This window comes from Enterobacter sp. RIT418 (assembly GCF_003057745.1).
In the GTDB taxonomy this organism is placed as follows: Bacteria; Pseudomonadota; Gammaproteobacteria; order Enterobacterales; family Enterobacteriaceae; genus Enterobacter.
Window position 1 is genome coordinate 73,744 of the sequence record NZ_QBJD02000019.1, and the last position, 11,163, is coordinate 84,906.

The 11,163-nt window shown below is 56.7% G+C and carries 11 protein-coding genes and 1 tRNA gene; 3 read left to right on the forward strand and 9 right to left on the reverse strand.

Annotated elements, in window-relative coordinates; genetic code table 11:
* The first annotated feature begins 129 nt into the window (after window positions 1-129).
* Entirely contained in the window at window positions 130-1,125 is a 996-nt protein-coding gene (locus tag DBY73_RS19255) for a LacI family DNA-binding transcriptional regulator (protein WP_112012651.1), read from the forward strand.
* A gap of 33 nt (window positions 1,126-1,158) precedes the next feature.
* Here DBY73_RS19255 and ilvA read toward each other — a convergent pair whose 3' ends face one another.
* The 7 genes from ilvA to ilvL all read right to left on the reverse strand — a co-directional run bounded on the left by ilvA (window position 1,159) and on the right by ilvL (window position 7,709).
* On the reverse strand, window positions 1,159-2,703 hold the full coding sequence (gene ilvA, locus DBY73_RS19260) for a threonine ammonia-lyase, biosynthetic (protein ID WP_112012652.1): 1,545 nt from the start codon (window positions 2,701-2,703) through the stop codon (window positions 1,159-1,161).
* A gap of 2 nt (window positions 2,704-2,705) precedes the next feature.
* The gene (ilvD, locus tag DBY73_RS19265; RefSeq protein WP_112012653.1) at window positions 2,706-4,556 is read right to left on the reverse strand and encodes a dihydroxy-acid dehydratase; all 1,851 of its coding nucleotides are present in this window, start codon (window positions 4,554-4,556) and stop codon (window positions 2,706-2,708) included.
* A 60-nt stretch (window positions 4,557-4,616) separates the two neighbouring features.
* The gene (gene ilvE / locus DBY73_RS19270; protein ID WP_112012654.1) at window positions 4,617-5,546 is read right to left on the reverse strand and encodes a branched-chain-amino-acid transaminase; all 930 of its coding nucleotides are present in this window, start codon (window positions 5,544-5,546) and stop codon (window positions 4,617-4,619) included.
* Between the two features lie 18 nt (window positions 5,547-5,564).
* Entirely contained in the window at window positions 5,565-5,828 is a 264-nt protein-coding gene (gene ilvM, locus DBY73_RS19275) for an acetolactate synthase 2 small subunit (RefSeq protein ID WP_112012655.1), read from the reverse strand.
* Window positions 5,825-7,471, reverse strand: coding sequence for an acetolactate synthase 2 catalytic subunit (gene ilvG / locus DBY73_RS19280; RefSeq protein ID WP_112012656.1), 1,647 nt, complete (start codon window positions 7,469-7,471; stop codon window positions 5,825-5,827). The genes ilvM and ilvG overlap by 4 nt, the downstream gene beginning before the upstream one ends.
* Before the next feature lie 2 nt (window positions 7,472-7,473).
* The gene (gene ilvX, locus DBY73_RS19285) at window positions 7,474-7,524 is read right to left on the reverse strand and encodes a peptide IlvX (RefSeq protein WP_112012665.1); all 51 of its coding nucleotides are present in this window, start codon (window positions 7,522-7,524) and stop codon (window positions 7,474-7,476) included.
* Window positions 7,525-7,610: 86 nt separating this feature from the next.
* The gene (gene ilvL / locus DBY73_RS19290; RefSeq protein WP_001311244.1) at window positions 7,611-7,709 is read right to left on the reverse strand and encodes an ilv operon leader peptide; all 99 of its coding nucleotides are present in this window, start codon (window positions 7,707-7,709) and stop codon (window positions 7,611-7,613) included.
* A 342-nt stretch (window positions 7,710-8,051) separates the two neighbouring features.
* Here ilvL and DBY73_RS19295 point away from each other — a divergent pair, with 342 nt between their 5' ends.
* Window positions 8,052-9,572, forward strand: coding sequence for a YifB family Mg chelatase-like AAA ATPase (locus tag DBY73_RS19295; protein ID WP_112012657.1), 1,521 nt, complete (start codon window positions 8,052-8,054; stop codon window positions 9,570-9,572).
* Between the two features lie 32 nt (window positions 9,573-9,604).
* Here DBY73_RS19295 and DBY73_RS19300 read toward each other — a convergent pair whose 3' ends face one another.
* A complete protein-coding gene (locus tag DBY73_RS19300) occupies window positions 9,605-9,943 on the reverse strand; it encodes a DUF413 domain-containing protein (protein WP_112012658.1) in 339 nt (112 codons plus the stop codon).
* A gap of 118 nt (window positions 9,944-10,061) precedes the next feature.
* Between DBY73_RS19300 and hdfR the strand changes: the two genes are divergently transcribed.
* Window positions 10,062-10,883 (forward strand): HTH-type transcriptional regulator HdfR, encoded by an 822-nt coding sequence (hdfR, locus tag DBY73_RS19305; RefSeq protein WP_112012659.1) that lies wholly within the window; start codon window positions 10,062-10,064, stop codon window positions 10,881-10,883.
* 99 nt (window positions 10,884-10,982) lie between these two features.
* On the opposite strand, the gene DBY73_RS19310 is transcribed toward hdfR, so the two are convergent.
* A tRNA-Trp gene (locus DBY73_RS19310) sits at window positions 10,983-11,058 on the reverse strand.
* Between the last annotated feature and the right edge of the window lie 105 nt (window positions 11,059-11,163).

The window sequence follows — 11,163 nt, forward strand, 5'->3', positions numbered from 1 at the left end:
GATAACGTTAACATTTCTGCCAATCATGCACCCTTTGTCGCGCTTGCGATGTTAATCACAAAAGTTAACGTTAACATTGCGGTATTGTTAACCCCTTCGCATTTTTCAAGATTGGGACGGATTTTCATCATGGCGTCATTAAAAGACGTAGCAAAGTTGGCAAACGTATCGTTGATGACGGTTTCACGCGCCCTTAATGAACCCGAGCGGCTGAAAAAGGATACCTACGAGCGGGTTATGGCGGCGGTGAACGAGCTGAACTATGTATCTGATATCTCGGCGCGCAAAATCCGCGGGGCAAAATCTACGCTGAATACCATCGGCGTGCTGGCGTTAGACACCACCACTACGCCATTTTCCGTCGAGATTACGCTGTCGATAGAAGAAACCGCGCGCGCCCACGGCTGGAACAGCTTTCAGGTCAACATGTTCTCTGACGACAATCCCGACAAGATCGTCGATCTGCTGCTCTCCCATCGGCCTAATGGCATCATCTACACCACAATGGGCCTGCGCCAGGTCCCCATTCCGCAAAAGCTGCGCACCCTTCCCTGCGTACTGGCGAACTGTGAAAGCCTGACGGAAGAAGTGGCCAGCTACATCCCGGATGATGAAAACGGGCAATACGCGGGGATGAAAGCAGTGCTGGAAGCAGGGTATCGAAAACCGCTGTGCATTCATTTGCCGAAGGAGTTGGTCGTCAGCCAGCGACGTCGGGCGGGCATTGAACGAGCCTGTAAGGAATATGGCGTCGACCCTCAGCGGCTCGTCCATCATTATCTGCCGGAAGGAGACGCGCATTATCTGGACGCCGCGAAGCTGGTTTATCGCTGTCTGACCGGATCGGAGCGCCCGTTTGACGCCATTATTTGCGGTAACGATCGTATCGCTTTTGTGGTCTATCAGGCGTTGCTGACCAGGGGGCTCAAGATCCCGCAGGACGTTGCCGTACTGGGGTACGACAATATGGTGGGGACAGGTGACCTCTTTCTGCCGCCGTTATCTACCGTGCAGTTGCCGCACTATGAAATCGGCCGTCAGAGCGCCCTGCATATTATTAACGGGTTAACCCATCAAGAGACTGTCCTGGTCGATAGCCCTTATCTGCCAAGACAGTCGCTCTGATTTTACGTTCTGGTACTGAAGGAGGGTGATTCGCTAGCCCGCCAGGAAGAACCTGAACGCCGGGTTGTGGGTTTCATCGTGGCACTCATAGCCTAATTCGTTCAGCCGCGTTTCGAAATCCGGCTCGTGCTCGCCCAGCTCGAACGCCGCCAGCACGCGGCCGTAGTCAGTGCCGTGGCTGCGATAGTGGAACAGAGAGATGTTCCAGTGCGTGCCCAGCGTGTGCAGGAACTTCAGCAGCGCGCCCGGCGATTCAGGGAACTCAAAGCTGAACAGGCGTTCCTTGAGCGGCTTCGACGGACGTCCGCCGACCATATAGCGCACGTGCAGCTTCGCCATCTCGTCGTCGGAAAGATCGACCACGCTGTAGCCGCCCTCGTGCAGCAGGCTGAGGATCTCCTTGCGTTCTTCGAGGCCACGGCTCAGGCGCACGCCGACAAAAATGCAGGCGTCTTTGGCATCGGCAAAGCGGTAGTTGAACTCCGTCACCGAACGGCCGCCCAGCAGCTGGCAGAACTTGAGGAAGCTGCCCTTCTCTTCCGGAATGGTCACCGCCAGCAGGGCTTCACGCTGTTCGCCCAGCTCGCAGCGCTCGGACACGTAGCGCAGGCCGTGGAAGTTAACGTTAGCGCCCGAAAGCACGTGCGCCATGCGCTCGCCGCGAATGTTGTGCTGCGCGATGTATTTCTTCATCCCCGCCAGCGCCAGCGCGCCGGACGGCTCCGCGACGGCACGCACGTCTTCGAACAAATCTTTCATCGCCGCGCAGATCGCGTCGCTGTCGACGGTGACGATATCGTCGAGATACTCCCGGCACAGGCGGAAGGTTTCATCCCCGATGCGCTTCACCGCCACGCCCTCGGCAAACAGCCCGACGCGCGGCAGGTCCACCGGATGGCCCGCATCCAGCGCTGCCTTCAGGCAGGCGGAATCTTCCGCTTCAACGGCGATGACTTTGATCTGCGGCATCAGCTGTTTGATCAGCACCGCCACGCCCGCGGCTAAGCCACCGCCGCCCACCGGGACGAAGACGCGGTCAAGATGCGCATCCTGCTGCAGCATCTCCAGTGCCAGCGTGCCCTGCCCGGCAATCACCATCGGGTGATCGAACGGCGGTACCCAGGTAAAGCCCTGCCGCTGCGCCAGCTCAATCGCTTTGGCTTTGGCTTCGTCAAAGTTGGCCCCGTGCAGCAGCACTTCGCCGCCAAAGCCGCGCACCGCGTCGACTTTGATATCCGCCGTGGCAACCGGCATCACGATCAGCGCTTTTAGCCCCAGACGGGCAGAAGAGAATGCCACGCCCTGCGCGTGGTTGCCCGCGGAAGCGGTAATGACGCCGCGCGCTTTTTGCTCGTCGGTCAGCCCGGCCATCATCGCGTAGGCGCCGCGCAGCTTAAAGCTGTGTACCGGCTGACGGTCTTCGCGCTTCACCAGAATGACGTTGTCGAGGCGAGAAGAAAGCTTTTCCATTTTCTGCAGCGGCGTGACCTGCACGGCTTCATAGACCGGCGCGCGCAGTACCGCCCTCAGGTATTCCGCCCCCTCGGGGGCGGCGGATAAGGGTTGTGACTCGGCCATCGTTAGCCCCCAAGCTTCGATTTATCGCGCACCGCGCCTTTGTCCGCACTGGTGGCAAGGCTCGCGTAGGCGCGCAGGGCGAAGGAGACTTCACGCTGGCGGTCTTTCGGCGTCCAGGCTTTGTCGCCGCGCGCTTCTTGTGCCTCACGACGGGCCGCAATCTCCCGATCGCTCAGCTTCAGCTGGATGCCGCGGTTCGGAATATCGATTTCAATCAGGTCACCGTCTTCGATGATCGCGATGTTGCCGCCGCTTGCCGCTTCAGGAGAGACGTGGCCGATAGAGAGGCCGGACGTACCGCCGGAGAAACGGCCGTCGGTGATCAGCGCGCAGGCTTTGCCGAGGCCCATGGATTTCAGGAAGGTGGTTGGGTAGAGCATTTCCTGCATGCCCGGACCGCCTTTTGGTCCTTCGTAGCGGATCACGACAACGTCGCCTTCCACCACTTTGCCGCCGAGGATGGCCTCTACCGCATCGTCCTGGCTCTCATAGACTTTTGCCGGACCGGTGAATTTCAGGATGCTGTCATCCACGCCAGCGGTTTTGACGATGCAGCCGTTTTCCGCGAAGTTACCGTAGAGCACGGCCAGGCCGCCGTCTTTGCTGTAGGCGTGCTCAAGGGAGCGAATGCAGCCTTCGGCGCGGTCGTCATCCAGCGTGTCCCAGCGACAGTCCTGTGAGAACGCCTGAGTGGTGCGAATGCCCGCCGGACCCGCGCGGAACATATTCTTCACCGCGTCGTCTTTGGTTAGCATCACGTCGTATTTGTCCAGCGACTCCGGCAGCGTCAGGCCGAGCACGTTTTTCACGTTACGGTTCAACAGGCCCGCACGATCCAGCTCGCCGAGAATGCCGATAACGCCACCGGCGCGGTGTACGTCCTCCATGTGGTACTTCTGGGTGCTTGGCGCGACCTTACAGAGCTGCGGCACCTTGCGGGACAGCTTGTCGATATCGCTCATGGTGAAATCGATTTCCGCTTCCTGCGCGGCGGCCAGCAGGTGGAGAACGGTGTTGGTGGAGCCGCCCATGGCGATATCCAGAGTCATGGCGTTCTCAAACGCGGCTTTGCTGGCGATATTTCGCGGCAGCGCGCTGGCGTCGTCCTGCTCGTAGTAGCGCTTGGTCAACTCAACGATGCGCTTACCGGCATTGAGGAACAGCTGCTTGCGGTCGGCGTGGGTCGCCAGCAGGGAGCCGTTGCCCGGCTGAGACAGGCCCAGCGCTTCGGTCAGGCAGTTCATGGAGTTGGCGGTGAACATCCCGGAACAGGAGCCGCACGTTGGACACGCGGAGCGCTCCACCTGGTCGCTCTGCTCGTCAGAGACTTTCGGGTCCGCGCCCTGGATCATCGCATCGACCAGGTCGAGCTTGATGATTTTATCGGAAAGCTTGGTTTTCCCCGCTTCCATTGGGCCGCCGGAGACGAAGATCACCGGAATGTTCAGGCGCAGGGAGGCCATCAGCATCCCCGGGGTGATTTTGTCGCAGTTGGAGATACACACCATCGCATCGGCGCAGTGGGCGTTCACCATGTACTCTACCGAGTCGGCGATCAGCTCGCGAGACGGCAGTGAATAGAGCATGCCCCCGTGCCCCATCGCGATACCGTCATCGACCGCGATGGTGTTGAACTCTTTCGCCACCCCGCCGGAGGCTTCGATTTGCTCAGCAACCAGCTTGCCGAGATCGCGCAGGTGTACGTGGCCCGGTACGAACTGGGTGAAGGAGTTCACCACGGCGATAATCGGCTTGCCGAAATCGGCGTCGGTCATCCCGGTGGCGCGCCAGAGCGCGCGAGCTCCAGCCATGTTGCGGCCGTGGGTGGTGGTGGCGGAACGATACTTAGGCATGCTTTATTTACTCCCGTCTGACTATTTAATGGGACGGCGCGTGCCGTCCCAAATTTATGCTTAGTGATTAACCTGATCCAACCAGCCGTATTTGTCTTCGGTTTCGCCAGTGAAGAGGCCAAAGAAGGCTTGCTGAATACGCTTGGTGATCGGGCCACAGCGGCCTTCGCCGACCTGGATGCCGTCTACGCTGCGAACCGGCGTGATTTCCGCCGCGGTGCCGGACATAAAGACTTCATCCGCCAGATACAGAGATTCGCGGGACAGCACCTGCTCGCGCACTTCGATACCGAGATCTTTCGCCAGCTTGATGATCGCGTCGCGGGTAATGCCCGGCAGCGCGGAAGAGGTGAACGGCGGGGTAAACAGAATGCCGTCTTTTACCTCAAACAGATTTTCACCTGCGCCTTCGGAGATGTAGCCGTTGACGTCCAGCGCGATGCCTTCCTGATAGCCGTGGCGGCGCGCTTCGCTGCCAACCAGCAGGGAGGAGAGGTAGTTACCGCCCGCTTTTGCCGCCGTTGGGATAGTGTTTGGCGCAACGCGGTTCCAGGAAGAAACCATGGCGTCGATCCCCTGATCCAGCGCTTCGGCACCCAGGTAAGCGCCCCACGGGAACGCGGCAATGATCACGTCGGTGTTATAGCCAGCCGGCGGGTTAACGCCCATGCCCACATCACCTACGAACACCAGTGGACGAATATAGGCACTGGTCAGGTTGTTATTGCGGATCACCTCGCGGCAGGCTTCCATCAGCTCGTCAACGCTCTGAGAGACCGGGAAACGATAAATTTTGGCTGAGTCATGCAGACGCTGCATGTGTTCGCGATGGCGGAACACCACTGGCCCTTTGTGAGAATCGTAGCAGCGGATACCCTCAAACACGGAGGTACCGTAGTGCAGCGCGTGGGACATCACGTGAACTTTTGCGTCTTCCCAACGAACCATCTCACCGTTGAACCAAATGTAATCAGCTTTTTTCGTCGTCATTTTCTCTTCCTGTCACGCTCAAGCGCGGATTTGTTGTGATGTGGTTGTGCTCTGGCAGATGGCAACATGGGCAACGTCTACCAGCTTATTTAATTGACTAAACAGTAAGTCGACCGGCCGCTGACTGGCAACGGTTAATTCAATGTTAATGTTCTGAGCGTCGGTGGCCGTCTCCATATTCATAGAGCAAATCTGAAAGCCACGATGACGCACTACGCGCAAAACGCGTTCTAAGGTTTCGGGGTTGAAGCGAGCCTGCACGGCGACCTGATGCTGCATCATGATAATTTCTCCATCATTTGTGCGTTACTGGCACCTGGCGGTACCAACGGCCAGACGTTCTCAAGCTCGTCGATTGAGACATGAAGCAGGTACGGCCCTTCGCTTGAGAGCATGGCGTCGAGTGCCGCTTCAACCTGGTCTTTACGGGTAATGTGCTGCCCAGGGATACCAAAGGCGCTGGCCAGCACGAGGAAATCGGGGTTATCGGTGAGCGTCGTTTCGCTGTAGCGCGCCTGGAAAAACAGCTGTTGCCACTGGCGCACCATCCCTAAGCGCTGGTTATCGAGCAGCACGATCTTCAGCGGCAGCTGCTTGCGCTTCACGGTGCCGAGCTCTTGCACGTTCATCATGAACGAACCGTCGCCGGAGATGCAGATAACGGTATCGTTCGGGCGAGCAACCTGCGCGCCAACCGCTGCGGGCAGGCCGAAGCCCATTGTTCCTAAGCCACTGGAGGTGATGAAGTTTTCCGGGCGGGTGTAGGTCATATGCTGGGCTGACCACATCTGATGCTGACCCACGTCGGTGGTAACCACGCTGTCTGCGGGCTTGCGGTCGGACAGCTGTTTCAACAGCAGCGGGGCGTAGATGGCGTCACCGGGATGATCGTAGCGCCACGCGTGTTCAGCGCGCATATCGGCGGTGTGCTGGCGCCATGCGTTGATATCCAGCGGCTGTTGCAAGTCGGGTAACAGCGCGTTGAGATCGCCCTGCAGCGCAACGTGCGCCTGACGCAGCTTGTTCATCTCCGCCGGGTCGATATCCATATGGATCACTTTGGCGTTCGGCGCAAAGGTATTCAGCTTGCCGGTAACGCGGTCATCAAAACGGGCCCCCACGGCGATGAGCAGATCGCACTCCTGAACCGCCAGGTTTGCCGCTTTGGTGCCGTGCATCCCCAGCATGCCGAGGTAATACGGATACTCTGCGTCTACCGCACCCAGGCCTTTCAGCGTGCAGGTGGCGGGCATTTGCGTGACGGCAATAAATTCGCGCAGAGCCGGCACCGCCTGCGCCATACCCACGCCGCCGCCCACGTACAGCATCGGCTGTTTTGCCTCAGCCAGCATCTGACGCGCCTCCTCCACTTCGTCATGCGGGAATACATCATCGTTTTTGACGGTGGAGAAGTGCGGCTCCAGGTCGGCCAGCGCAACCTGAATATCTTTCGGGATATCGACCAGAACCGGGCCGGGGCGGCCCGAGTTTGCCACGTCAAATGCTTCCGCCATCACGCGCGGTAGCTCTTCCAGAGATTGAACGAGGAAGCTGTGCTTGGTACAGGCGAGCGACAGGCCAAGCACGTCCACCTCCTGGAAGGCGTCAGTGCCGATGAACGGAGACGCCACCTGGCCGGTAATCGCAACAACGGGAACGGAATCAAGCAGCGCATCGGCCAAGCCGGTGATCAGGTTGGTTGCGCCCGGACCGGAAGTGGCCATGCAGACGCCGGTTTTTCCCGTGGCGCGAGCATAGCCTATGGCCGCCATCGCTGCCCCCTGCTCGTGCCGACACAGTAGGTGTTCCACGCCGCCGTCATACAGTGCATCGTAAATCGGCATAATTGCGCCGCCCGGATAACCGAATACGGTTTCAACTCCCTGCGCACGCAACGCATGTACTACCCACTGTGCCCCATTCATAGTTAGTTCCCCGTCATAAATCGGGAGAAACAGAATTTTGTGCTAGCGTTCATTCTCTGCTCCTCGTTTACGTTTTTTAGTCATAAAAAAACCCCCGGACCTTTCGGTGCGGGGGTCTTAGTTCGTTAAGGCTTGTTTTCTAAGCCTTTCCTCGTCCAAGTGCAGCCCCGCACGGTGGGATAATAATCACCACCACGCTAATCACGACCAGGCTAATCACTCGTAGAAGGGCTGTCATTTTCAGTTCTTTTTGCATCTTGTTCGAAGGAATACCTAAAGAGGTATCACAGTTTTTTAAATAAGCACAAGATTTATTTATGATGATTTTATTTAGGCAGCAAATTATTTTGCTGAAAACCTTTGTTTTATATAAGGAAAATTGAAAATGAATTTTTTTCATTTTTTTAGTCCTCTCTGGCCTGTCGAAATGCGGCCCAAAACGCCTTTGCGAGGACGATCCCAGGGAAATGCAAATATTACAAAAGGACGCTAAAAATCACGAATGCGCCTCGTAAAGGCTGAAAATGAGGATAAAAATGGATAACGGGCACGGGCATAGTAACGCCACAAGGAGGGCATTATGTCTCTGTCAGTTGTTTATACGCGAGCGGCGCTGGGCGTAAAGGCGCCGCTGATTTCTGTCGAGGTGCATTTGAGCAATGGTCTGCCCGGGCTAACCCTGGTCGGCCTGCCCGAAACGACGGTCAAGGAGGCCCGAGACCGGGTGCGCAGCGCGATCATCAACAGCGGTTATTCTTTCCCGGCAAAGAAGATAACCATCAATCTCGCCCCGGCCGATCTGCCTAAAGAGGGTGGGCGATATGATTTACCTATCGCCATTGCGCTTCTCGCGGCCTCTGAGCAGCTTAATACGACTCGGCTAGGCTCGTATGAGTTCGTGGGCGAGCTTGCGCTTACAGGCTCGTTAAGAGGCGTTCCTGGTGCGATATCAAGTGCTTTAGAAGCGATTCGGGCCGGAAGACAAATTATTGTGGCGAATGAGAACGCGTCAGAAGTGAGCCTTATCGCTGAGAAAGGGTGTCTGGTAGCCGGGCATTTGCAGGAGGTATGCGCCTACCTTGAAGGGCGACACGAGCTGAAAGCGCCGGAAGAAAGTGATGCGTACACCCCGGATACGAGTGAAGATCTTTGCGACATTATGGGCCAGGAGCAAGGTAAGCGAGCGCTAGAGATTACCGCCGCAGGCGGGCACAACCTTTTGCTTATAGGTCCACCGGGAACGGGTAAGACTATGCTGGCCAGCAGGCTGAACGGACTGCTCCCGCCGCTTAATAACCGGGAAGCGTTGGAAAGCGCGGCGATATTTAGCCTGGTCAGCACGGTGTCGCTGCAAAAACAGTGGCGCCGTCGTCCATTTCGTTCGCCACACCACAGCGCCTCGCTGACGGCCATGGTTGGCGGCGGGTCAATTCCCGCACCGGGTGAAATCTCGCTGGCGCACAACGGCATTCTGTTTCTGGATGAACTGCCGGAATTTGAGCGCCGCGTGCTGGACGCGCTTCGTGAGCCCATCGAATCGGGGGAGATTCATATCTCCCGTACGCGAGCGAAGATCAGCTATCCCGCAAAGTTTCAACTGATTGCCGCAATGAACCCTAGCCCCACGGGGCATTATCAAGGTAACCATAACCGCTGTACGCCCGAGCAAACGCTGCGCTATTTGAGCAAATTGTCCGGACCGTTTCTCGACAGGTTCGATCTCTCCCTGGAGATTCCTTTACCGCCGCCGGGCCTGCTTCGGCAAACTCATGCTCAGGGTGAAGGTACGGCTTCGGTGCGTGAAAGAGTCATTGCAGCACAGGCGCGTCAGTATTCGCGCCAGCATACGTTGAACGCTCGGCTGGATAATGCGGGGATTCGGCAGTACTGCCACCTCACCGCTGAGGATGCCGGCTGGCTAGAGGACACGTTATCACGATTTGGCCTTTCTATACGGGCCTGGCAGCGTTTACTCAAGGTAGCAAGAACTATCGCTGACCTCGAAGCAAGCCCCGATATTGAAAGACGTCATCTTCAGGAGGCGCTGAGCTATCGCGGGATCGATCGTCTTTTGTTACATCTGCAAAAGATGCTGGCATAAAAAAAGGGGCCGCAGCCCCTTTTTGTATCAGATCAGTCGTCAGACTCGGTGTAGTCTTCAGCACCTTCCATCTGCGGCTTACCGCCAGACAGCGTATGGAAGCGTTTCGGACGCTTGATACGCGCCATGTACTTGCTCCATACGCGTTCTACTTCAGATTCCGGCTCACGCTCACCGCGGCAAACAGCAAGGAACTGTTTTTCTTCTTCAGTTACTGGCTCACGCTTGCCCAGATCCAGCTCGTTAAAGGCATAACCATGGCGCTCAAGAAGCTGAGCCTCTTTGATTGTGAAATCGCCGTGACGAGAGAACCCGCGCGGATAATGTTTATTGTCGAAAAAACGATTAGTCGTCGTAAAGCTTTCCGCCATCCTACACGCTCCTAATTCTTTGGCCGAGCTATTTATGGCGCGGAGTATTAGTTACGCTTGACAGAGTGTAAAACAAAACATTTAAATCATAACGACAAATAATTTTGTGGAGAAGGATGTGGATACGGAATTGCTAAAAACTTTCCTTGAAGTGAGCAGAACGCGTCACTTTGGGCGAGCAGCTGAAGCCCTTTATCTCACGCAGTCAGCGGTCAGTTTTCGTATTCGGCAGCTGGAAAATCAATTGGGTGTCAATCTTTTCACCCGTCATCGCAACAACATCCGCTTGACGCCAGCCGGTGAAAAACTGTTGCCGTATGCCGAAACATTGATGAATACCTGGCAGGCCGCCCGCAAGGAGGTGGCGCATACATCCAGACACAATGAATTTTCAATCGGTGCGAGCGCTTCGCTATGGGAGTGTATGTTGAGTCAATGGCTTACGCGTCTCTACGGGACTCATACGCACCTGCAGTTTGAAGCCAGAATTGCGCAACGGCAGTCGCTGGTTAAGCAACTCCATGAACGCCAGCTGGATCTTCTGATCACGACAGAAGCGCCTAAAATGGATGAATTTAGCAGCCAGATCGTTGGGCAGTTTGGTCTTGCGCTTTATGCCTCAGCGCCATCCATGGTAAAAGCCGATCTCAATTATCTCCGTTTAGAGTGGGGACCGGATTTTCAGCAGCATGAGAGTGGATTAATCGCCAGCGATGACGTTCCCCAGCTGACGACGAGTTCCGCAGAGATTGCGTGCCAGCAGCTTTCCCTACTAAAGGGCTGTACCTGGCTACCTACGCGCTGGGCAGACAACAAACCGGGATTACACACCGTCACTGATTCTACGGCGCTCTCCCGGCCGCTCTATGCCATTTGGTTGCAGAACAGCGATAAGCAATCCCAGATAAAAGATCTGTTAAAAATCAACATACTGGATTGACTAGTAAGGCGGCAAGGACGCTAGCCTCACTTTGACTAGAGCGAATATTGTCGAGCTACAGGCAAAAAAAAATCCTTTGCCGAAGCAAAGGATTCTATATGGCAGGGGCGGAGAGACTCGAACTCGCGACACCCGGTTTTGGAGACCGGTGCTCTACCAACTGAGCTACGCCCCTAAATCGTCTTACCACTAAGCCTGCCCAGAAGGCAGGCTTAGTGTCTTAATAAGTGGCGGAACGGACGGGACTCGAACCCGCGACCCCCTGCGTGACAGGCAGGTA

What these genes read in the sequence shown, in the direction of transcription:
- DBY73_RS19255 (WP_112012651.1), top strand. Translation starts at nt 130, where the DNA reads ATGGCGTCATTAAAAGACGTAGCAAAGTTGGCAAACGTATCGTTGATG.
- ilvA (WP_112012652.1), bottom strand. Translation starts at nt 2,703, where the DNA reads ATGGCCGAGTCACAACCCTTATCCGCCGCCCCCGAGGGGGCGGAATAC.
- ilvD (WP_112012653.1), bottom strand. Translation starts at nt 4,556, where the DNA reads ATGCCTAAGTATCGTTCCGCCACCACCACCCACGGCCGCAACATGGCT.
- ilvE (WP_112012654.1), bottom strand. Translation starts at nt 5,546, where the DNA reads ATGACGACGAAAAAAGCTGATTACATTTGGTTCAACGGTGAGATGGTT.
- ilvM (WP_112012655.1), bottom strand. Translation starts at nt 5,828, where the DNA reads ATGATGCAGCATCAGGTCGCCGTGCAGGCTCGCTTCAACCCCGAAACC.
- ilvG (WP_112012656.1), bottom strand. Translation starts at nt 7,471, where the DNA reads ATGAATGGGGCACAGTGGGTAGTACATGCGTTGCGTGCGCAGGGAGTT.
- ilvL (WP_001311244.1), bottom strand. Translation starts at nt 7,709, where the DNA reads ATGACAGCCCTTCTACGAGTGATTAGCCTGGTCGTGATTAGCGTGGTG.
- DBY73_RS19295 (WP_112012657.1), top strand. Translation starts at nt 8,052, where the DNA reads ATGTCTCTGTCAGTTGTTTATACGCGAGCGGCGCTGGGCGTAAAGGCG.
- DBY73_RS19300 (WP_112012658.1), bottom strand. Translation starts at nt 9,943, where the DNA reads ATGGCGGAAAGCTTTACGACGACTAATCGTTTTTTCGACAATAAACAT.